Source organism: Acidithiobacillus sp. 'AMD consortium' (assembly GCF_008926505.1).
GTDB classification, from domain to species: domain Bacteria; phylum Pseudomonadota; class Gammaproteobacteria; order Acidithiobacillales; family Acidithiobacillaceae; genus Acidithiobacillus; species Acidithiobacillus ferridurans.
This window is the reverse complement of sequence record NZ_CP044411.1, coordinates 561598-584046: the sequence shown is the minus strand read 5'-3', so window position 1 is coordinate 584046 and position 22449 is coordinate 561598. Positions and strand designations below refer to the sequence as shown.

The following is a 22449-nucleotide window of genomic DNA, read 5'->3' as shown; positions in this document are numbered from 1 at the left end:
ATTGTCCACCATCACAGGGTCGGCAAAGGCGGTGGGGCTACTCAGGATGATACTTTTTTGTCCGTTAACCCCAAATCCCGCGATTGATGTTGGAGGCTGGTCTCGATGTGTCGCATGACGGGTATGCGAGGGGTGATTTAGCTCTAAGATGCGTTATTTTCTGACGAATCTTCAGTCGTTGGTCGGTTTTTTGCTCGATTGCCAGGGTCATACAGGCACAAATGCGGAGTGCAGGCGCAGATCTACCGCGCCGGGGGCGTTCAATGGGACGGTGGGCGGTACAAAGGAGCGTTCAGGGGGCCAGTTCGTGGAGCGTGGCGTAACCGCGAGCACGAATGTCCGCAAAGTCTTCTGCAAAGGTGGCGGCCACCTTCAGGACCCAGGCACCGGCATGGCGGATGAGCCGGCCCGGCACCTGGAACAACCGCCAACGCACGGTGGCGATGCGATGCCGCTGCCAGCCTTCGCCGAGGGCCGAGTGTTTGAAGAGTACGAAGAGGTTATGGGCAATGACACCGATCCGGAAGAAGGCGGCATTGGCACTCTCCTGACCGCAAGGCATGCGCTCCATGCCAAAGCCGATTTTGAGCTCCTTGATGCCGTTCTCGGAATACTCGCTCCGCTGGCGGTACCAGATCAGCACGTCGGTGGTACTTCCGGTCTGATTGCTGGCGATGACATGGTAGCGGGGCCGTTCCTCTTCCAGCAGATCCGCCTGATGGCGGGGGCGCACCACGATGAGTCGAAAGGCCTTGTGCGTGGCCTCCATGCTATGCACGGTCTCCGCCACGGCACAGTCCGCATAGCGGGTCCAGGCGGATTCGGGAATCGCGGCGATAGCCACCAGGGTCGGGGCATCCAGCCTGCCGCCGATGGCGAAAGTCCTGCCGGTCTCTTCGCAGTAATTGAAGAGATCGGCCTGATAGCTGGCAGAATCCGCGCGGATCGCCGCGAGGCGATGGCCTTTCGGTAACCGCGCCTCGCAGGCTTTCACGAAGTCGAGGTTGGCGCTGGCGGGGGCGACGTTCCCTGCACGGAAATCATCATGAATCACGACCCCGGCTTCGGCCAAATGACCCACCATGGGCATGTAACCGCGTTCACCCTTGTAGGTCCATTCGGTCGAGCGTTTTTCCGCAATGATCTGGGTGGCATCAATATCCAGCGTGTGGGCCGTGCGTCCGAACTTCCGGAGCCTGCGCTCCACCACCCGTTGATTCACCCGGTCCAAGCCCGCCAAGCCTTTACTCTCCCCCGCCCGGCGCAACCAATCTCCCGCTGCATCGCTGCTGGGCAAGCGATCCAGATGCAGCAGGCGCCGCAATGCGCTATCCCCGTGCACCATGCGCAGATCTTCCAGAGATCGGCCGCCGCCGGTCAGCATCAGAATCAGCGGCAGCACATGTTCTGTGGCGGTATAGGCATGGCCACTGCCGGGCTTGGGCATCTCCCGCTCCAGCCAGCGATGCAGACCCGCACCTTGGGCAAACTCGCCCAATAACACCAGCCCCGATTGTGCCGTCATGGATTCTTCCGTCGCGGCAAGCTTGAAAGGCAGCACGGTTCGTGCCATTTTCTGCATCGGCCCCTCCTGTAAATCTCCCGATAGGTGAATCTTTTCGTCGAGACCATTATACCGGAAACCCTTACAGATAGGGGCCTTCAACTATTTTCGACCCTATCCAATCGCGGGAATAGGGGTTAACAACAGTCCTTGCTGGTTACACTGTAACCCGTGATAATGATGGTGATGATGGCGACAGAACGGTTACACTGTAACCGTTGACGATGGGGTTCACAACTTAAGCGACATCAAATATTTTTATGGGTGGCTTGGGAGGGTTTTGTAGGTTTCGTAGGCTCTCTTCCTGCGTTTATCCCATACGCTTTGCCAAATCCTCGGCTTTGAGGTGGGTGTACCGTTTAAGCATTTGCAGATTCTTGTGCCCCGTAATACAGGATACTTCCATCGGGTTAAAGCCTTTCTCAAAGAGACGACTGGTAGCCTCGTGGCGCAGGTCATGGAAGGTCATTCCCTCAATACTTGCCCGCCTCATGGCCTTTTTGTAGCTGGCACGCATACCGTCCGGCGTGTAGGACCACACCTTGCCATCCAGTCTGCGCGGCAGTGTGCCCAAGGCCTCCATTGCCTTGCTGGACAGCGGCACGACACGCTTGGTGCCGTTCTTAGTATCGGGCAGTGTGACTGTGCGCTTTGCCAGGTCCACCATATCCCACGTCATGCCCATAATCTCGCCCTGGCGCATGGCCGTCTCGATGGCGAACGTGACAATCACGGAAAGTTCTGGGTTGGTGATGCGGCAGGCGGCCAGCAATTGTTCTTCCTCGCCGTCCATCAAGCGACGGTCGCGTCCTTGCGGCAGCCTAGGCTTGCGAACGACCTCTACGGGGTTGCTGATGGATTCCATGCCCCATTCTGTGCGGGCCACATTGAATAAGTGCGAGAGCAGGGCAAGATGCAGCCGGATCGTGTTAGCCGACTTACCTTCCGCCTGCATGTCCCGAATAACGCCAGCGACATGCTTGCCAGCGATTGTCGCCAGAAACATGGATCCGATGGGTCGCACTTGCCACTGACGCAAAAAACCCATTTCTTGTGCCGCGCCTTTCTTCTGCGGGACAATTTCTTCGGCGTAGCGGGACAGTGCATCGCTCAAAGTGGTGGACTCAGCTTCTGCACGATCTCGCCAGGTACCCCTGACCATTTCGGCCTCAATGACTGTTGCCCATTCCAGAGCCTCAGCCTTGGTCCTGAATGTCTGATTCTGGGCTGGATAGCCTTTCTTGCGAATCTTGGCCTGCCATCCTATGAGAATGTCTTCACGATCGTATCGTGGGGTGATGGTAGCCATTTTGGGTGCCCCTTAAGGTGTCCCTCGGAGGCTTCACTGTCCCGCAATTGTCCCTGAAAGTCAACTTAAGCTAAAAATACTAAGCTAAAATGTCATAACGCTTTGTTTTGTATGGTGCTGGCGAGAGGAATCGAACCCCCGACCCACTGATTACAAATCAGTAGCTCTACCGACTGAGCTACGCCAGCAAGAGGCGCAGTTTAACGCGAGGCGGGCGGCATTTTCAAATCTGGCGGCGCCTGATGGTGGCGGTGCAGCCCGATCCAGAGCAGCGCACCCGGCAGGCTGGTCAGCACGACGGTGAAGCCCAGCAAAAGCGAGAGCGCCAGTGCCTGTTCATGCCCCATGTGCAGGTAAGACAGGTAAAACACCATCAGCCCCTCACGCAGCCCCCAGCCCGCAAAAGAGATGGGTAAGGCCAGAAAAAGGCTGATCACCGGCCAGACCACCCAGACCGCCACGGCGTCGGGGGCTTCGCCCAGGGCACGGGCAAGCAGCCAGAAAGTCAGGATGGAAAAAAATTGCACCACAAAGGAGAGCACAATCGTGCCGCTGAGGGCCAGGCGATGACGCAGCAGCGCGCCCATGCCGAGACGGATGTCGTGCAGCTTTTCACCCAACTTACCCGCAAACTTTTCCAGAAAGTTGAGCAATGGGCTCAGAATCAAAAATACAATCAGGACGTAAGCAATGACCAGAATCCCGATCGTCCAACCCATCTGCGGCAACAATCCCACCCGCGCACCGCCCAGCACAAAGGCGACGGCAGCGATGGCAATCAGCGCCCCCAAACCCATGAAGCGGTCTCCGAATACCGCGGCCAGCGCCAGCGGCATGGAGTGGGTCTGGTGGCGGGTGTACCAGGCGCGGAGCACGTCACCGGACACAGACCCCGGCAGTATCTGATTGAAATAGGCACCCACCCAATTCAGCCGCAGCAGCCAGAGCATGGGTGCGGAGCGCTCCATTGCCGTGAGAATGATGCGCCAGCGTATGGCGGATACCGACAGATTCATGGCGTAGGACAACACGGCCGCCACGAACCAGAGCGGGCGCATATCCGCAAAGCGCTGACTCAGTTCCTGCCAGTTGGTGTTATGTAGGAGCCAAAACAGGATGCCAACCGTAAAGACGATCTGCAGCAAAAGTTGCCAATGGGTATGATGTTTTTTGTTTTCTTTGGACATGTTCCGCTTTTTGCAGTCAAGGCTGGGAGCGACTCTATGCCAGATGGGGCCACTATGACAAATATCCTCATCCCTCTCCTGCCAATGCGGCAAGCTCGCGATGAAATACAGCCACCTTATCCAGCGTCTCCTGATACTCCGCATCGGGATCAGAATCTGCGACGATGCCGCCTCCCGCCCAGAAGCGTAAATCCCCCCGGACAGCCGTCATACTGCGAATGGCAATATTCATATCCAGGCCTCCGCGCTGATCCAAATAACCAATACTCCCGCAATACAGGCCACGCGCCCCGGCTTCCAGTTCCGCGATGATTTCCATGGCCCGGCGTTTGGGAGCGCCGGTAATGGATCCCCCCGGAAAGCAGGCCTCCAGCGCACTCAAGGCATCCTGTCCCGACGCCAACCGCGCCTCTACCACACTGACCAGATGATGAACGTGGGCGTAAGATTCGAGCGCGCAGAGTTGCGGCACCTGCACCGAGCCGGTCGCTGCCACCCGCCCCAGATCGTTGCGCAACAGATCGACAATCATCAAGTTCTCGGCACGATCCTTGGGGCTGGCCAAAAGTGCTTGCGCCATCTGTTGGTCGTCCTGCCGATCCTTCAGACGCGGGCGCGTCCCTTTGATGGGCCGGACCTGCAAACGATCTTTTTGAACCTGCAGCAGCCGTTCCGGGGAAAAACTCAGCACCGCGCCCTGCGGCAGGGACAAATATGCAGAAAAAGGTGCCGGATTGACCGTTCGCAGACGCTGGTAAAGCGACCATGGCGAGCCTGCGTACGAGGCTACAAAGGGTTGAGCCAGATTCACCTGATAGCAGTCACCGGCCTGGATATAGGCATACACCCGGGCAAAAGCCGCGGCATATTCGCTGCGGCTCCAAATCTGCCGTACCGGTCCTCGCACCTGGAAGAACGGATCGTGGGGGTATACCTTCCTGCAAGCCAGGCGTGGCTGCCACTCCGCGAGGGCCTGCACCATCCGGTCTTCGGGCGCACAAAGCCAGGCCTTACGCCCATGATGGTCGACCAGCAGCGTAGTATCGTAAATACCGAAGGCCGCTTCAGGAAGAGACGGTGCGGGAGGCGGCGGAATACCCTGCCCTGCCAGCCCGAAATCATAGGCCAGGTAACCCAGAGCTCCGCCCGCAAAAGGTAGTTCCGCAGGCAGAGAAGCGGCATCGGGAAGCCTCGTCATAGACTCGCGCAACGCCTCCCAGAGCGAAAGCGCCGAGCGCCGCGCGGGGCCATCCTCATCGACAATCCAAAGCCGCCCCGCCTCTTGCCACAGACGCCGGCGCGGTGCCGTCACCAGCATACTGTAACGCCCCTGCGGCGACGCCGTCGCACTACTATCCAGAAAGAAGGACCAGGGCGTTGAGGCTAGCGACGCAAACACTGTGGCGGCATTCTCGGGATAGGGCACCGCACGTCGGGTTAGAACAGAGTGAGGCATAAGCTGCGCAGAATCCACTGAAACGGGAGCATCAGCATAAGGGAGAAGCGCCATTTTGCCCATTCCCGGATGCGGCATCGAGGCGCATGACTGCGGGATCCTCCCTTGACGGCTGACCGATCGGTCAGTATCTTGTAGGCTTACTGTCATAACAGGGTCATTCCCATGCGCGCAGATCGTCTATCCCCACGTCTTTCGCTTCTCATGGTGACATTGATTCTGGGCACGACGCCCGCCTGGGCGGAAAGCCTCGTCGAGGCCTATCAGCAGGCTTACCGGACGGACCCCCTCCTGGCGCAGGCTCGCGCCGAACTGTCGGCACAGATGCAGGACAAACCCCTCGCCCGTTCTGCCCTGCTCCCTCATGTGGGTGCCGGTGCTGGCGTTGGCTTCAACACGGCCGACATCACCGGCTTTGGTGCGGAACCCATCAATCACGCGTACCTGTCGGACAGCTACAGCGTCAATATTACCCAATCCGTTTTTGATGGTCAGGCGTGGACGGCGCTCAGGCAGGCCGACACCAAAATTCAGGCCAGCGCAGCGGCGCTCACCTACACCGAGCAACAACTGGCTTTGCAGGTGGCTCAGGCCTACTTCGGTGTACTGGAGGCCCAGGCTCAGGAATACGTTGCCGAAAAACAGAAATCACTGTTCGAAAGCATTTACAAACAGACGGACGCCACACTGAAGATCGGCACCGGAGATATCATTGCCGTGCGTGAGGCACAAGCCCGCCTTGATGCCGCCAAAGCCGATCTTATCAAGGCCCGCAACGGGGTCGCCATTGCCCAACGCCGCCTGCAACGGCTCACCCATCATCCCATCGGCGTGCTCGACAACCTGGGGCATTATGTGGCCATGGGTCCTCAGCCCGACGATATGACCAGCTGGGTGCAGAGCGCCATCAAAGATCAGCCGCTCATGCATCAGGCGGAAGCACAGTTACAAACCGCGCAGGATCAGGTCGAATATAACCGCCGTGCGCGCTGGCCGGTGGTGGATCTTCAGGGTATCGCACAACACTCCCTGGGTAATCCTTTTCCCGGTATAGCCATCAATCAGGCCGGTGTGAGCCTCAACCTCTCCGTACCCTTCTATCAGGGCGGACACACCTCTGCCTCCGTACAGCAGGCACAGGCACAGACCATCGCCAGCGTTGATCACGTCGCCAATGTCCGCGACGAAGTCACGCTCAATACCCAGACCGCCTTCCTCAATCTGAAGGACAGCGTGGCCCAACTGTACGCCACCCGGGAGAGCGTCGCCTCGGCCAAGGTTTCCCTGGAAGGTACGCGCAAGGGCTATGAGGTGGGTACCCGCTCCATCATCGACCTGCTGCAAACAGCCACGGACTACATCCGCGCCGAGCAGGACTACAATGTGGCGTTCTATAACCAGATTATAGCGCGCATACAGCTCAAGGCCGCATCCGGCCAGATCAATATGGCAGACCTGGAAGCCATAAATGCCTTGCTGGACAGGGGCGCAAACCCGTAGTCAGCCGTCAGGCCCCGATGCGCAAAGGAATGCGTTTGCGCCCGAAACTCCCCGGCTTGGCCTCGAAATGCCCGGCAATAGGGTGCCCGCAGTGCGGGCAATGGCCCTCCGGAGTCAGGTGATACGACAATATCTGGTACCAGTCGCGGACGATCAATGCCGACCCGCATCCGGGACAAAAAGTGGTATCACCCTCCTGGTCATGTACATTGCCGGTATAGACGTAATGCAATCCCGTCTCCATGGCCACGCGGCGTGCCCGCACCAGGGTATCCGCCGGTGTGGCAGGCACATCTGGCATCCGGTAATCGGGATGGAAAGCAGAAAAATGAAGCGGTACGTCGGGACCCAGATGCCCCATCATCCATTCTGCCGCCGCACGGATTTCCGCCTCCGAGTCGTTGTGGCCCGGAATAAGCAGCGTGGTGATCTCCAGCCAGGTCCGGGTTTCCTTGACGATATACTCCAGCGTTTCCAGCACCGGGGCCAGATGCGCTCCGGTCAGTTTGAAGTAGAATTCGTCGGTAAAGGCCTTGAGGTCGACATTGGTTGCATCCATTTTGGCGAAAAACTCCGCCCGCGGCTGCGCATGGATATAACCGGCGGTAACGGCAACGGTCTTGATGCCGACGGCATGGCAGGCATCTGCTGTATCCATGGCGTATTCGGCAAAAATAACCGGGTCATTATAGGTAAAGGCCACACTTTTGACGTCCAACGACCGGGCGGTTGCCGCGATGCCCGCGGGGCTGGCCTGGTCCTGGAGCCGGTCCATCTCGCGGGACTTGGAAATATCCCAGTTCTGGCAAAACTTGCAGGCCAGGTTGCAACCCGCAGTACCGAAGGAGAGCACACTGCTGCCCGGGTAAAAATGATTCAGGGGTTTTTTCTCGATGGGGTCAATACAAAAACCCGAGGAGCGGCCATAGGTGGTGAGGACCATGGTATTGCCTTCCCGCATCCGCACGAAACAGGCCCCGCGTTGCCCTTCCTGCAGACGACAGTCGCGCGGACAGAGGTCACACTGAATGCGCCCATCGGCAAGTTGGTGCCAGTAGCGGCCCGGATGCATTATAAGTGTTTCCTTATCCATTGCCCTTCCCCTTTGGCGTCTGCTCTTCACGCCATTTTTCCACCGTATACCAATGCACTTCCATTTCGCCGGCCCAGAAATCTGCAGGCAAACCAGCCTTGCGTTTGAGCGCCCGCAGAAACTCCCGTGGCTGGGGAAGCTGTTCCCACACCTGGGGAAGGAAGGTGCCACGACGCGCACCATAAGTGAGAACCAACCCATGCCGATGGGGTTCAATTTGCGCCAACAGACTCTCCTCACTGTCAAAATGCATGGGTTGCAACGAAGAGAGTAATGAAACTTCCACTCGCACCTGTGACCATTCCGACACACTCAGCGGCGGGAAACGCGGGTCCTCGAAGGCCGCCGCCAGGGCATTGGCGCGCAGGTCTTCGGCGATAGGCCGGTGGGCTTGCAGGCTGCCGATGCAGCCCCGCAAACCCTGTGATTCAGTGAGCGTCACGAAAGTCGCACCGGGCTGCTGTGCCCAGTCCGGCACAGCAGCAAACTCGGCGGGCAAACCCAACGCCCCGGCAATGGTGTCACGAGCCAGGCGCAACAAAGTTTTTCCGGCTTCCGGCGGCACCCCGCCGGTCTTTTCGTCACGTTCCTGCGTGGTCATGGCTCTCTCCGTAAAAAGCGACTGTGGCATAGCCCACCACCGAATCACGCGGCCCTGCGGTATCACCCGAGTTACACAGACCCACCAGACGCGGGTGCAAGTGGTGCTTGCGGGCGACCCGGAGCAGGCCGTTGATGGGCGTGGCGCCGCAAGCCTGTTCGTGGTCTATGGGCGTGGGATCGAAGCGCAATATTTCCTCCACCGTATGGTGGTCTATGGCACGGGCTTCGGCGTAAGGATGATAATGAGAGAGATCGGAACTGATAATGATGACCGTCTCCTCGCCACCCCAGAGCTTCTCCAGAACCTGGGCCACTTCGTCTGGACGGGCATCTCCCACCACCAGCGGGACGACGCTAACGTCACCCAGCACCTCCTGGATAAAAGGCAATTGTACTTCCAGGGCATGTTCCTGAGCGTGCGCGGCCGGCATTTCCCGGACCTCGGGCAATCCGGCCAGTGCCTCCACCCCCGCCTGATCCACCGCGACGATACCTAGCGGCGTTTGCATGGCCTGGACACCCGGCAGGGCGAGACCGCGAAATGGCAGACGATGTGCCGGCCCCAGAAGCACCACCCGGCGGATATGCCCCCGCCCCTTGGCCAGCAGGGCGTAACCGGAAGCCGCCACCGTTCCCGAGTAGATATAGCCCGCATGGGGGACAATAATGGCCTTGGGCCATGGGGCAGCGGCCGCTTCACCGTCCTGTTCAGCTCTGGCCAGTAAACGCTCCACCTCGGCCCGCAAAACGGCCGCCTTACCAGGATAAAACATACCGGCCACCGCTGCTGGTCTGACGAGTTTCACGAAACACCCCCCGGCCGCCATACGGCCAATATCTGCATGCCAGATATATCTGGATGGGAACAGGTTTTTTCAAGGGGCCCTACCCATGGCGAAGCCCGACCATAGTGGGGTATTCTGGCCGGACCATTATCAGATTCGGGCCGGGGAGCCTCGCGAACGATGCAACGATTTTTTGTGCTGGCCATCCTGATCCTGCTGGGCTGGCTGGCCTACCGTCTCTCCCCCATTCTCAGCCCCTTTCTGATTGCCGGCATTCTCGCCTATCTCGGCAACCCGTTGGTGACCCGCCTGCAACGATATCGGATCAATCGCACCTGGGGTACGACACTGGTTTTCGTTCTCGTCATTCTGGTTCTGGCCGGGATCATCATGGCCCTGCTCCCCGTGATCCGCCATCAATCTTTGCTCTTCGTGGAATATCTGCGCCAGTATCTGGAACTCCTGCAAACCCGGATCATCCCGCAACTTTCCGCGCGGATCGGCATTCCGCTCGACAGTCAGAGCGTCGCCCATTATGCCACGGCCAATGCCCAAAAATTGGCGGGATGGCTGGGACGCAGCCTCCAGATGGCGTTGAGCTCCGGTCCCGGTCTGATCAGCAGTGTGCTCAGTATCATTCTGGTGCCGGTGCTGGGCTTCTATCTGCTGCGCGACTGGCCACACCTCATTGGCCGTATTGCCGCACTCATCCCACCGCACTATCTGCCGCTTTCCCGACGTCTGGCCGGTGACGCCGATGCCATGCTCATGGCCTTCTTACGCGGACAACTCCTGGTGATGCTGGCTCTCGGCGCCAGTTACGCGATCGGCCTCAGTATCGTCGGCCTGAAAACCGCCATCCTCGTCGGCCTGGTGGCGGGACTGCTCAGTTTCGTGCCCTATCTGGGCGTCGTGAGCGGCATAGCCATGGCCACCCTCGCCATGTACGTGCAGACCGGCGCATTCTTGCCCATTCTCGGGGTACTGATCGTCTTTGGCATCGGCCAGATACTGGAAAGCATGGTGTTTACCCCTTATCTGGTGGGAGACCGCATCGGTCTGCACCCGGTCGCCGTCATTTTCGCCGTGCTGGCAGGCGGCGAACTCTTCGGCTTCATCGGCCTGCTGCTTGCATTACCGGTGACCGCCGTCCTCATCGCCCTGCTCCGCCACCTTCACGGCTGGTATGTGCGGAGCCCTTATTATCTGGGTAAGGAGTCATAACCCTATGGAAGAAGTCATCATCATTGGCGGAGGCATTTCGGGTCTGGCGACGGCGTATTTCCTGCGTAAACGAGGCTGGTCGCCCTTGCTGCTGGAGGCCGGCGCCGCGCCCGGCGGCAACCTGCAGAGCAGACAGGAAGAGGGCTACCTGCGGGATATGGGACCCAACTCGCTGATGCTCAAAGGCCGGATCGTCCCAGAATGGCTCCGCGAACTGCAATTGGAAGGAGACATCGTCGAAGCCAACCCGCTCGCCGCGCGCCGCTATGTCCTCAATCGCCACCGGCAACCCGTCGCATTGGGACCGGGCGTGCTATTCGGTGGCGGACTACTGAGTATACGCGGTCGCCTGCGGCTCCTCGGCGAACCCTTCCAGCCACCGCATCGAACGCCGGATGGCGAGGAAAGCATCGCCGACTTCGTCCGGCGACGGCTCGGAGAAGAGGCCCTTACCTGGCTGGTTGACCCTTTTGTTTCCGGCGTCTTCGCCGGCGATCCCGCACGCCTTTCGGTGCAGGCCACTCTTCCTCGCCTGGCCGCGCTGGAGCAGGATGGTGGCTCGCTCCTGCGCGGTGCGCTGCGGGCCCGGAAGAAGAAATTGCCCGGCACCCCCAAAACCCGCCTCGTGTCCTTTCGCGAAGGTCTGCAGGCCCTCCCTTTGCGGGTTGCAGGCACACTCGGCGATACGCTGCGCTGCGATACTCCGGTCGACCAGTTGGCCTATAGCGACGATATGTGGCAGGTCGGCAGCGGTAACCAGACCTGGCAAAGCAAACGGCTCGTTCTCGCCCTGCCCGCAGGCGCCGCGGCCAGACTGCTCGCGCCAACCGACGCTACGCTTGCCCGGGAACTGGACGCCATCCCTTATCCTGCCGTAGGCAGCCTGTCCATAGGTTTTCAGCGCCCACAGGTAGGGCATCCACTGGATGGCTTCGGCATGCTGATTCCGCGGGTCATGGGGCTGGAAACGCTGGGGGTGCTTTTCTCCTCCACCCTTTTCCCTGGGCGCGCACCGGCGGGGCAGGTATTGCTGACGGCCTTTATCGGTGGCAGTCAGAATGTCCTTGCCGGACGGGACGATGACGACCTGCTGGCAACGGTATTACGCGAGATCGGCCCACTGCTGGGGATCAGTGGCGATCCCGTTTTCAGTCGCTGCTGGGTCTGGCCGAAAGCCATCCCGCAATACGAGGTCGGACACCTGGACCGGATGAAGCGGATCGACACCCTGAGTGCCGGGCACCCTGGGCTGCACTTCCGTGCCAACTGGCAGGGGGGCGTCGCCCTGGGAGATTGCATCGAACAGGCCTGGGAGTTCAGTCAGGCCGCCCACTGGCAGCACTGAATCCGGGATATCAGTGTGCGGCGATCGGGGCGAGCGCTGACACCAGAGTGTCCATGGCGGTATTCTGGGATTTCGCAACGGCCCTCGGCGTCGCCATGGTATCGAAGGCGGCATTGGACTTGTACCGGGAGCCCGTGCTGACCCGGTCAAAACCACCCCGGAATCCATGTGCGTCCCCCACGATTTCCACGGGTGTCCCCACCCGCACCAGCGCGGCGATCTGCTGTGCATCCCAGTTGGACAACGCCACGCAGCCAGCCGTCCAGCGCCCGGGGAATACCTTGCCCTGTGGGTCATCCGAAAATTGCGGGCCCATGCCGTGAATGCCTATTTCACCGCCCAGGGGGGTATTTTGCGGCGGCGTTTGCCCGGCGTCGATGGCATCGACAATGGCACGATATTGCGCCTTGTTGATAATGCCCTCCCGCAATCCCCACTCCGCATTCTCCCGGTTGGGGTAGGTCAAACCCATGAAGGGGCCGTAGCGTGTACCCCGACTGACCCAGCCGATGCGATAACGTCCCAGGGGGGTGACATCATCCCCCCGCATCCGCTTGGGAGCTGCGCCATTGAAGCCGATGGCGACCGGGTAGGTCGCCAGCACGGTACCGCCCTTGAAGATTTTCAGGGAATGACTAGTGGTCGAAATGACAATATGCACCGACCGGACCACATGCGCGGGACTTGCCGGAGAGACCACGGGCGCTACCGGCTGAACGACCGGAGGGGGAATCTGTGCGGCATAGTAAGCTACCGAGTGCACCGGCACGGTGGCCACAGGTGTCGTGGCGCAACCCGCCAATCCCAGAACACCCAGCACCGCCCCCGACAATTCCCATACCCCGAATTTGCGCATCACCCTACTTCTCCCCAATACTCGTACTCACGGCGTTTCATAATATACCCGAAGTCCGGGCGCGAGATCCATGATTTTCTAACAGAGTTTCACTATCCGACCTGCCCGTAGTCCACCCGGTTCCCCAGCCAGCGCTGCACTATGGCCTGCACCGCCTCGGGGTCTTCCTGCAGCAGGCGTTCCGCCAATGCCGGAACCATGGCCAGCAATGCTTCGTCACGCAGAATATTCGCAACGCGCATCTGCAGGATGCCGGCCTGCCGCGTACCCAGGTATTCGCCCGGCCCGCGCAACTCCAGATCCTTGCGCGCAATGGAAAAACCGTCATAGGTTTCGCGCATCACCCGCAAACGCTCCCGCGCCTTGCCACTCAGGGGCGGATGATAGAGCAGAATACAACTGCTCCGCTGCGCGCCCCGCCCTACCCGGCCACGCAACTGATGCAATTGTGCCAGACCCAGACGCTCCGCATGTTCGATGATCATGAGACTGGCTCCAGGGACATCCACCCCCACCTCGATCACCGTCGTCGCCACCAGAATGCGTACCGCGCCTGACTGGAACGCGGCCATCACCTCCGCCTTTTCCGCGCTGCGCATGCGCCCGTGTATCAGACCGACGGCCACGCCCGGCAAGGCCGCCTGCAGATCCGCAACACTTGCCTCCGCCGCCTGTAATTCGAGAATCTCCGACTCCTCGATCAGGGGACAAACCCAATAGATTTGCCGCCCCGCCTCCAGCATGTGTTGCATCCGGCCGATCAGTTCGGGCCGACGACTGTCCGGCATCACCAGGGTTTCCACGGGGGTGCGCCCCGGCGGCAGCGCGTCGATCACCGATACCTCCAGATCCGCATGCACCGTCATCGCCAGGGTTCGCGGAATCGGCGTGGCGGTCATGACCAGCAGGTGGGGCATGGCGCCCTTCTCCAGCAACTGACGGCGCTGCTCCACGCCAAAGCGGTGCTGCTCGTCGATGATGACCAGTCCGAGGCATGCAAACGCCACCCCTTCCTGGAACAGCGACTGGGTGCCGATCACCAAGCTCAGGCGGCCACCAGCAAGCGCTTCCGCCGTCTCGCGACGGACACGCGGTGAACGGCTGCCCACCAGATAGCCCACCTCCAGACCCAGCGGTTCCAGCCATTGCTGGAACCGAGCATGGAGCTGCTCCGCGAGAATCTCGGTCGGCGCCATCATCGCCACCTGATATCCCGCCTCCAGCGCGGTCAGCGTCGCCGCCGCCGCGACCAGGGTCTTGCCGGAGCCTACATCCCCTTGCAATAGACGACGCATGGGCCGGTGACGCGCCAGATCGGCATTGATCTCCGCAATCACCCGTTCCTGCGCCATGGTGGGCGAAAACGGCAAATGCGCCAGGAAACGCTGCCACATCTGCCCCTTACTCCGCAGACAAGGGGCGTTCTGCATCATCCCCGATTGCCGCATCCGGCGTACCGCAAGATGATTCGCCAGCAGTTCCTCCAACGCCAGCCGCTGCCACGCCGGATGTTGCGGGGAGGGAATCTCGTCTGCACTTTCATGCAGCAGGCGCAGCCCCTCGCGCAAACCGGGCCATTGTGGAGGCAGCCGGTTTTCAAGGTAGTCGGGAAGCTGATCGAGGAGAGTCAGCGCGTGCGCTATCCAGCGTCGCCACTGGGCCTGAGTGATGCCCTCGCTGCTGGGATAAAAGGGGGTGAGGTGATGCGGCGCCTGAAACTGCGGGACATCCGCCATCTGCCATTCGGGGTGGATCATTTCGAGGCCGTGAAAACCACCGCGCAACTCTCCGAAACACCAGAGCCGCCGCCCGACCTGCCATTGCGCACGCAACGCCAGTGCCATGTGAAAAAGCCGGATCTGCAGACACCCGCTGCCATCGCTCACCGTCACCAGCCATTGTTCACGTCCTCCGCGCTGGTGGTCGACACGGACGATCTCGCCCAGTATCGCACGCTCCTGGCCCGCCTGAAGCGTCGCCATGGATGCAATATGGCGGCGGTCCTGATAACGGCTGGGTAAATGGAACAGGACATCCTGTACCCGCCACAGGTCCATGTGCTGCAGACGCGAAACCAGCGCCGGACCGACCCCCCGTAACGCCGAGACGGAACTTTGCAGATACAGTCCCGCCTTGACTCCCGCCATGCTATTCCGTGCGCGGCAGGGCCTCGCGACGTGCCCATTCTGCGAGAAGTTCGTCGAGGTCGACATGGTGCATGGTAACTACCCCCGCCAGGGTTTCCCGCTCGGCAATAAAACACTCGCCGCAATGAATACCGCGCTCCTCCAGCAGCGAAACCAAAACCGGATGCGCCTGCAGCAGTACGCGCATGGGCTGGGCGAGCGCTTCTGAGCGTTCCATCTCAGCCCGCCTTGCCCAGGGCGACGATGCCATCTATCTCCACCTGCGCCCCTCGCGGCAGCGCGGCCACCTGCACCACCGCCCGTGCCGGATAGGGTATGGAAAACTCTGCCTCCATGGCCTGATTCACCTGTGCGAAATGGCCGAGATCCGTGAGGTAGACTTGAAGCTTGATGGCATCCTGCAGACGTCCGCCCGCAGCATTGCAGACCGCCTGCAGGTTATCCAGCACCTGCCGGATCTGCAGGGCGATGTCGCCCTCCACCATCTGCCCGGTGCGGGGATCCAGGGGAATCTGGCCAGAGAGATAGAGCAGGCCGCCATGCATCATACCCTGGCTGTAGGCCCCGATCGCCTGGGGTGCGGAACTGCTTTCTACTGGTACCGGCATGGATTGAACTCCCTGTTAGCCTTTGACCCGCTGTACCCGCGACACCATGGGCAAACTGCGCAAACTCCGCATGATTCTGGCCAGGTGGTCGCGGTCATGTGCCTCTATGGTAAAGGTGATGCCTGTGTAGAGTCCATCCTGCGGCTCGATATCCACATGATCGATGTTGGAATCTTCATCCGAAATCAGGGTGGCGACACGCGCCAGTACGCCACGGGCGCTTTCCGCAACCACCCGAATCGCTACCGGGAACTCGCCTTGGGCTGCGGGATCCCACTGCACGTCCACCCAGCGGTCACGGCGTTTGCGCCACTCACGGATATTGTGACAATCATGGGTATGTACCACCACACCCTTGCCGACACTGATGAAACCCAAAATCGGGTCGCCAGGGATGGGTCGACAACAGCGAGCCAGGGTCACTGGCATACCTTCCGTCCCGCGAATCAGCAAGGGCTTTTTCGTGGCCTCCTCGCGAGTGAGGCGACTTGGAAGGAGATGGCTGACGGCATGGCCCAGACGGCGGGCAGTCTGCGCCAGCCGCCCGCGATCGCTCTCCTCGGGCAGCAGCTTGTGCGCTACGACCAGCGGAAAAACCTCACCCATGCCAATGGCCGCCAGCAGTTGGCTCTCATCCTTCACGTTGAACGTCACCAGCACCCGCTGAAAATCAGTCGCTTCGATCTGCTGGAGGTCGGCACCCAGACTCTGCAACGCTTTTTCCAGCAAATTGCGGCCCAGCACTTCCGCGTCACCACGCTGAATGGTCTTGAGATAAGCGCGAACGCTACTGCGCGCCTTGCCGGTCACCACCACATCCAGCCAACCAGGTTGCGGGTGCGCCGAAGCCGCCGTGACGATTTCCACTTTATCGCCGTTGTTCAGAGGACTGCGCAGGGGCACATACATATCATTGACCCTGGCCGCCACGGCCTGGTCACCGATATCCGTATGCACGGCGTAAGCAAAATCCACCGCCGTCGCACCCCGTGGCAAGCTGAGAATTTTGCCCTTGGGGGTAAAAACATAGACCTCATCGGGAAAAAGATCGAGCTTGACGCTTTCCAGAAATTCCTGGGAATCTCCCCCCTGTATCTGCAGTTCCAGCAAACGCTGCAACCAGGCGCGCGCCTGCATTTCGGCATGCGCATTACTTGAGCCCGTCTTGTATAACCAGTGTGCCGCCACCCCCGCCTCGGCGACCCGGTGCATATCCTCGGTGCGGATCTGCACCTCTACCGGATGCCCGAAAGGGCCCAGCAGGACGGTGTGCAGAGACTGATATCCATTGGATTTCGGGATGGCGATGTAGTCTTTGAAACGTCCGGGAATCGGTCGATACAGACTGTGGACCAGGCCCAGGACGCGATAACAGGTATCCACATCAGCAACGATAATCCGGAAGGCATGGAGGTCATGGATATCACCGAAGGGCATACCCTTCTTCTGCATTTTTCTGTAGATACTGTAGACGTGTTTCTCACGGCCGCTGACCTGGGCGGCGAAACCCTCCTGCAGGAGGCGGTCCTCCAGGGCGTGCTCAATTTTCTGCACGGCTTCCTTACGGTTACCACGCGCTGCCTTTACGGCCTCATTGAGCGTGTGCCAACGCTTGGGGTAAAGATGGGAGAAGGCCAGCTCTTCCAGCTCGATGCGAATGGCATGAATACCCAGGCGTTGCGCAATGGGCGCGTAGATATCAAGGGTTTCCCGGGAAATACGCCGCCGCTTCTCCGGCGTCATCACCCCCATGGTGCGCATGTTGTGCAAGCGATCCGCCAGCTTGATCAGCACGACCCGGATGTCCCGCGACATGGCCAGAAACATTTTGCGAAAATTCTCTGCCTGTGCCTCTTCACGGGTTTCAAAACGTACCTGCCCCAGCTTACTGACCCCATCCACCATCTCCGCTACTTCCGACCCAAAGCGTTCGGTGATGTTTTCCTTGCTGATATTGCAATCCTCGATCACGTCATGAAGCAGGGCGGCCTGAATAGTGAAAATATCCAGTTGCAGCTCGGCGAGGATGCAGGCGACCGCCACGGGATGATGGATATAGGGCTCACCACTGCGCCGGGTTTGTGCGCCATGTGCGTTGGCGGCCAATTCGTAGGCATCACGCGCACGTGCCACTTCTTCCGGCGTCATGTATTGCTGAAGCAACGCCCGCAGCGGCGCGCAGGGGTCCTCCAGAGACGGAGAGACCGGCGGCAGGCGCAGCACATCGCCCACCCTTGTGGTCAGGGGCAGGGTCGGCACCATGGTGCCTAGCTCGCTTTCAGTCGCCAGCGGCATCCTCAGCTCCAGCCGCTTCGCGGTTCGCTGCACCGGGGAAGTTAGGTAATGGTGGCGGCATCTGCTCGTCCAGAATTGCCCGGCTCACCTTGCCGGCAGCCACTTCGCGCAGAGCTATGACCGTATTTTTGTCACGTCCCGGCTCCACTTCCGGCGTAGCGCCGGAGGCCAATTGCCGCGCCCGTCGCGCCGCTATCAGAGTTAATTCAAAACGATTGTCCACATGATCCAGACAATCTTCTACTGTTACTCGTGCCATCGTCTATTCACCCTTTTATCAATTTAACTGTTAACACCGAGGAGATTCTTTAATCGTTGATGCTGGGCATGCTGCTGATAACCCAGCCGCAGATGTTCCGCATGGACAATGCTCTGCAAGTCGGCTAACGCATCCTGGAAGTGGTCATTCACCACCAGATAATCAAACTCGTCATAATGCAACAGCTCTTCACGTGCTGCCGCCAACCTGCGCGCAATGACCGCCTCTGAATCCTGGCCACGGCCACGCAGACGCTCCGCCAAAGCGGCGACAGACGGCGGCAGAATAAAAATACTGACCGCCTGCCCTGGCAGTCTTTCCCGCACCTGCCGCGCACCTTGCCAGTCGATCTCCAACAGGCAGTCGGTCCCGGCGAACAGCTGACTCTTCACCCAAGGTTCACTAGTGCCATAACCATTGCCATGCACCCGGGCATACTCCAGAAACTCGCCCCGCTCCGCCATGGCCGTGAAGGTCTCCATGGGAACGAAGTGATAGTCCGTTCCGTCTGCCTCGCCCGGTCGCGGAGGCCGTGTGGTGTAAGAGACGGAGGTGCGCAATTGCGGGGTCGCCGCCACCAGCGCCCGGGCCAGACTGGTCTTTCCCGCACCGCTGGGTGCCGAAATAATCCATAGGATACCGCGTTCCGCTCCCCCCGTCATTGACTTTCACTCCACATTCTGCACCTGCTCCCGCATCTGTTCGATGAGCACTTTCAGCTCTACCGAGGCAAAGGTTACCTGGCTGTCTCCGGCCTTGGAAGCGAGGGTGTTGGCCTCGCGATTGAGTTCCTGCATGAGGAAATCGAGGCGTCGTCCCGCCGCCTCCCGCCGCTGTAAAACACGCCGTAACTCCGCCAGATGGGTGTCCAGACGGTCCAACTCCTCGGCTACATCCTGACGTTGCAAGTAGAAGAGCAACTCCTGCTCCCAGCGCCCTGCATCCACCTGCTGCGCCGAATCGTGCAAGCGGGCCTGCAAACGTTCGCGCAACGCCTTTTCCAGGTGTGGCAGGTGATCGCGCAGCGCAGCAGTCTGCCCGGCAATGGCATCCACGCGACTGAGCAGAAGTTGCGTCAGGGCGGCGCCTTCCCGCTCGCGTGCCTCCTGCAATCCGGTCAGCGCACTGTCCAGCAGCGCAAGCACTTCCGCCTCCAGCACCTCCGTATCGATGCCGGAGGCCTGCACCATGCCCGGCCAGCGCAGTACATCCCAAGGGTTGAAGGCGGTTTCTTCAAATTCCCATATATCCGCCAATTCCCCGTAAAGTCCGCGCAACTCCGTCGCCAGTGCCGTGTTGAGGCTTAACGACCCGCCGGCGGCAGGCTGAAAACGTAACCAGGCATCCACCCGGCCGCGCACCAGCGTTTTTTGCAGACGGGTCCGCACCGCTGCTTCAAGGGCGCCCAAGCCCTCGGGAAGGCGCAAACCGACGTCCAGAAAACGGTGATTTACAGTACGCAACTCCCAGGCCAGTGTGCCCCAAGCCCCACGACTTTCACAGCGGGCGAACCCGGTCATACTGCGTATCATTTTGACGGATCTCCAGCACAATCCCGCGGAAAGCGGGCTTCCTTCGGTAAAGTTAGCATACGGCCGCCCGTCCGGCGACATCCCCGCCGGCTTGCCATGTACAAAATAGGCGCAAGTCACCTTGACGCCGCCGGAATCCCGAACTAAACCTACACGGCTATATCGAAAAAACCGGGGTGCCTGACCGGAGTGGTCGACGCATCGGTTTCGCGGGCCAGGGTATCGATGTAACTACAGGAGCGTGCCACATGACAGATTCTGAAGAGATGCTGTTTGAATGGGATGAATGGAAAGCGCGGGCTGTAGCTCAGGGAGTGCCGGAGGATCTCGCCCAACTGGGCAGAAGGATCATGCGCGACGCGTACATGCAACGCTGGCCAGAGGATGTGCTGAGCGACTGCGGTTGGGATGACGATGGCTTTGCCATGCTGGCGCTGGCGCGCGCCAAACCCGCTGAGACCCGCCGCGACTGGGAGCGGTTGTATGCGCGCCATCATCGTCGGCCTGCCTGCCCGGTGGAAACAGATCTCCATCGGAGTGATAAGGCCATCGTGTCGGCTCCCGTGCCGTTACTGATTCGGCACCCCGAAGCGGGAAGCGCAAGCGCGTCGGTCTTAACACCTACGGACGCATCCGGAGCTGATGCCAGAAGATGACGGGCGGGGCAATCGCGCCGAGGTAATGGCGGCGGATCCGTCAGCCAGCGCCGACGCCTGCCGGGTTTGACGGTCACCACACCATACCGCCCAGCGAAACGCACGGGTACCGTGCCCCGGCGCAGCGCTGCCGAACCGGCGGACCTGTCGTACCGAACGTGCAGGGCAAAAGACGGCGAACCCTACCGGTATCCTGGGTGTGGTCAGGGCGATGCTCTTGGCGTCCTCCCGCCCACATGCCATCATCCAGCGATGATGCCCAATCCCCCATATCCCCCGCCCTCATGAGCGGCCACCACCCCCTGCGCAGCGTGCTCAAGGTCGGCAGTAACACTATGGTGTCACGCCTGTTGGGCTTTGCCCGCGACGTGATTCTGGCGCGACTCTTTGGCGCAGGGGAGATGGCGGATGCGTTTTTCGTGGCATTCCGCGTTCCCAACCTGTTCCGGCGCCTGTTTGGTGAGGGGGCGTTCTCCCAGTCTTTCATCCCGGTGCTGGGGGAATATCGGGCTACACGCCCGGCCAGCGAGGTCCGGGCGTTTGTCGCCGATGTGGCCGGGTGGCTGGCCCTTGCCCTGGCGATCGTTACCATCGTCGGGATGCTGGGGGCCAGCGCCGTTGTCTATGCCATCGCCCCCGGTTTCGCAGACAATCCGGACAAGTTTCACCTCACCGTAGAACTGCTGCGCATCACTTTTCCCTACCTTTTCTTTATTTCGCTGGTCGCGCTGGCCGGCGGTGTACTCAACACCTATGGACATTTTACGGTACCCGCCTTTACGCCGGTATTCCTGAACCTCAGCATCATCGCCGCAGCCGTATTCTGGGCGCCGCACCTGCAACAACCCGCCATAGCGGTGGCCTGGGGGGTGCTTATCGGCGGGGTGGCGCAGTTGCTTTTTCAACTACCCGCGCTCAGGCGGGTCGGGCACCTGCACTGGCCGCGCCTGCGGCGCCGCGATCCCGGCGTGCGCCAGCTACTGCGGTTGATGGGGCCTGCGGCCTTCGGCGCTTCGGTAGCGCAGATCAACCTGTTTCTGAACACCATCCTCGCCTCCCTGGTGGGGGCCAATGTAGTGTCCTATCTGTATTACTCCGATCGCCTGGTGGAGTTTCCCTTGGGCGTCTTCGGGGTGGCCTTGGGGACAGTCGTGCTGCCGCTGCTCTCCCGCCAGGCGGCAGAGCGTTCGCCGCGCTTCCCGCAAACGCTGGACTGGGCACTGCGTCTCACTTGGCTCATCGGACTGCCCGCTACCGTCGGCTTGCTCATTCTGGCGCAGCCCTTGCTGATCAGTCTGTTTCGTTATGGCGCCTACACGGCGGAAGATGCTCGGCAAAGCGCCTTGAGCCTCACAGGTTATGGCCTTGGTATCCTGCCGATCATTGCGGCACGGGTACTCGCACCCGCCTTCTACGCTCATCAAAATACGCGCACACCGGTGCGTTTCGCCATGATCAGCGTCGCTGTCAATATGGGTATCAGTCTTATCCTGGCCTGGCCGTTGCAGCAACTGGGTCTGGCTCTGGCGACCAGTACGGCGGCCTTGGTCAACGCCTTGATGCTCTGGCGTCGCCTGCGGCACGACGGGATTTTTCAGGCGCAGCCGGGCTGGCGAGTCTTCCTGCTGAAAACCGGAGGGTTAGCCTTGCTCATGGGGATCGTCCTGCTGTATCTGCGGGGGGACACGACCCTCTGGCTGTCGCTGCCACTCTGGGAACGGCTGTTACGGGTGCTCGGCCTGGTGATTCTCGCTGCCGTTTTATACCTTATGGGTGGATGGTGGCTCGGCATCGGGGAACTGCGCGACTTATACAGACGGAGGTCTTTGCATGTCTGATTCAGATGGACACACGGAATGGCCACGACCAGGGATTTGGCCAGCGCCGCCCCCTGCTGGACGTACTGCGGGAACATCCGCCCGGTTGGGCGACGGCCAGCGAAGCTGCGGAATGATGAGGAAGAATGGGCGGACGCTGCCCCAACCTAGGGAAATCCACATTTTTAGGCTAAGATGACCGCATTTTTCAGC

The 22449-nt window shown here is 60.4% G+C and carries 20 protein-coding genes and 1 tRNA gene; 5 read left to right on the top strand and 16 right to left on the bottom strand.

Annotated elements, in window-relative coordinates:
- Positions 1-292: 292 nt before the first annotated feature.
- The 5 genes from F6A13_RS03145 to pabB all read right to left on the bottom strand — a co-directional run bounded on the left by F6A13_RS03145 (position 293) and on the right by pabB (position 5516).
- The gene (locus tag F6A13_RS03145) at positions 293-1573 is read right to left on the bottom strand and encodes an IS1380 family transposase (protein ID WP_413227727.1); all 1281 of its coding nucleotides are present in this window, start codon (positions 1571-1573) and stop codon (positions 293-295) included.
- A 301-nt stretch (positions 1574-1874) separates the two neighbouring features.
- The gene (locus tag F6A13_RS03140; protein ID WP_151528021.1) at positions 1875-2873 is read right to left on the bottom strand and encodes a site-specific integrase; all 999 of its coding nucleotides are present in this window, start codon (positions 2871-2873) and stop codon (positions 1875-1877) included.
- Between the two features lie 112 nt (positions 2874-2985).
- Positions 2986-3061: transfer RNA gene (locus F6A13_RS03135), tRNA-Thr, on the bottom strand.
- 12 nt (positions 3062-3073) lie between these two features.
- Positions 3074-4060 (bottom strand): lysylphosphatidylglycerol synthase transmembrane domain-containing protein, encoded by a 987-nt coding sequence (locus tag F6A13_RS03130; protein ID WP_172959359.1) that lies wholly within the window; start codon positions 4058-4060, stop codon positions 3074-3076.
- Positions 4061-4127: 67 nt separating this feature from the next.
- Positions 4128-5516 (bottom strand): aminodeoxychorismate synthase component I, encoded by a 1389-nt coding sequence (gene pabB, locus F6A13_RS03125; RefSeq protein ID WP_126604980.1) that lies wholly within the window; start codon positions 5514-5516, stop codon positions 4128-4130.
- Between the two features lie 165 nt (positions 5517-5681).
- Here pabB and F6A13_RS03120 point away from each other — a divergent pair, with 165 nt between their 5' ends.
- Entirely contained in the window at positions 5682-7016 is a 1335-nt protein-coding gene (locus F6A13_RS03120; protein WP_126604978.1) for a TolC family outer membrane protein, read from the top strand.
- Positions 7017-7023: 7 nt separating this feature from the next.
- On the opposite strand, the gene amrS is transcribed toward F6A13_RS03120, so the two are convergent.
- From amrS to amrB, 3 genes are read right to left on the bottom strand one after another with little or no spacing between them, the layout of a single operon-like run.
- On the bottom strand, positions 7024-8109 hold the full coding sequence (gene amrS, locus F6A13_RS03115) for an AmmeMemoRadiSam system radical SAM enzyme (protein ID WP_113526806.1): 1086 nt from the start codon (positions 8107-8109) through the stop codon (positions 7024-7026).
- Positions 8102-8710: an AmmeMemoRadiSam system protein A gene (gene amrA, locus F6A13_RS03110; protein WP_126604977.1), complete on the bottom strand. Its 609-nt coding sequence runs from the start codon at positions 8708-8710 to the stop codon at positions 8102-8104. Before amrA ends, amrS begins: the two co-directional genes overlap by 8 nt.
- Complete coding sequence (gene amrB / locus F6A13_RS03105; RefSeq protein WP_225981929.1) at positions 8691-9518, bottom strand: AmmeMemoRadiSam system protein B; 828 nt, start codon at positions 9516-9518, stop codon at positions 8691-8693. The genes amrA and amrB overlap by 20 nt, the downstream gene beginning before the upstream one ends.
- A gap of 159 nt (positions 9519-9677) precedes the next feature.
- Here amrB and F6A13_RS03100 point away from each other — a divergent pair, with 159 nt between their 5' ends.
- Together F6A13_RS03100 and hemG are read left to right on the top strand one after the other, a co-directional pair.
- Positions 9678-10721, top strand: a complete 1044-nt coding sequence (locus F6A13_RS03100; RefSeq protein WP_113526809.1) for an AI-2E family transporter — start codon at positions 9678-9680, stop codon at positions 10719-10721.
- 4 nt (positions 10722-10725) lie between these two features.
- Positions 10726-12066, top strand: a complete 1341-nt coding sequence (hemG, locus tag F6A13_RS03095; RefSeq protein ID WP_126604975.1) for a protoporphyrinogen oxidase — start codon at positions 10726-10728, stop codon at positions 12064-12066.
- A gap of 10 nt (positions 12067-12076) precedes the next feature.
- On the opposite strand, the gene F6A13_RS03090 is transcribed toward hemG, so the two are convergent.
- From F6A13_RS03090 to F6A13_RS03055, 8 genes are all read right to left on the bottom strand, one after another.
- Positions 12077-12922, bottom strand: a complete 846-nt coding sequence (locus F6A13_RS03090; protein ID WP_126605699.1) for a L,D-transpeptidase family protein — start codon at positions 12920-12922, stop codon at positions 12077-12079.
- 92 nt (positions 12923-13014) lie between these two features.
- A complete protein-coding gene (gene recG, locus F6A13_RS03085; protein ID WP_126604973.1) occupies positions 13015-15069 on the bottom strand; it encodes an ATP-dependent DNA helicase RecG in 2055 nt (684 codons plus the stop codon).
- A 1-nt stretch (position 15070) separates the two neighbouring features.
- Positions 15071-15286 (bottom strand): DUF1858 domain-containing protein, encoded by a 216-nt coding sequence (locus tag F6A13_RS03080; RefSeq protein ID WP_113526813.1) that lies wholly within the window; start codon positions 15284-15286, stop codon positions 15071-15073.
- 1 nt (position 15287) lies between these two features.
- Complete coding sequence (locus F6A13_RS03075; protein WP_113526814.1) at positions 15288-15677, bottom strand: Rid family detoxifying hydrolase; 390 nt, start codon at positions 15675-15677, stop codon at positions 15288-15290.
- A 15-nt stretch (positions 15678-15692) separates the two neighbouring features.
- Positions 15693-17972 (bottom strand): RelA/SpoT family protein, encoded by a 2280-nt coding sequence (locus F6A13_RS03070; RefSeq protein WP_172959357.1) that lies wholly within the window; start codon positions 17970-17972, stop codon positions 15693-15695.
- Complete coding sequence (gene rpoZ / locus F6A13_RS15735; protein ID WP_113526815.1) at positions 17956-18231, bottom strand: DNA-directed RNA polymerase subunit omega; 276 nt, start codon at positions 18229-18231, stop codon at positions 17956-17958. The genes F6A13_RS03070 and rpoZ overlap by 17 nt, the downstream gene beginning before the upstream one ends.
- 23 nt (positions 18232-18254) lie before the next feature.
- Positions 18255-18893, bottom strand: coding sequence for a guanylate kinase (gmk, locus tag F6A13_RS03060; protein WP_113526816.1), 639 nt, complete (start codon positions 18891-18893; stop codon positions 18255-18257).
- Between the two features lie 6 nt (positions 18894-18899).
- Positions 18900-19763, bottom strand: coding sequence for a YicC/YloC family endoribonuclease (locus F6A13_RS03055; protein ID WP_113526817.1), 864 nt, complete (start codon positions 19761-19763; stop codon positions 18900-18902).
- Between the two features lie 248 nt (positions 19764-20011).
- Here F6A13_RS03055 and F6A13_RS03050 point away from each other — a divergent pair, with 248 nt between their 5' ends.
- Together F6A13_RS03050 and murJ are read left to right on the top strand one after the other, a co-directional pair.
- Positions 20012-20419, top strand: a complete 408-nt coding sequence (locus F6A13_RS03050; RefSeq protein WP_225981928.1) for a hypothetical protein — start codon at positions 20012-20014, stop codon at positions 20417-20419.
- A 236-nt stretch (positions 20420-20655) separates the two neighbouring features.
- Complete coding sequence (gene murJ, locus F6A13_RS03045; protein WP_225981927.1) at positions 20656-22257, top strand: murein biosynthesis integral membrane protein MurJ; 1602 nt, start codon at positions 20656-20658, stop codon at positions 22255-22257.
- Positions 22258-22449 lie beyond the last annotated feature (192 nt).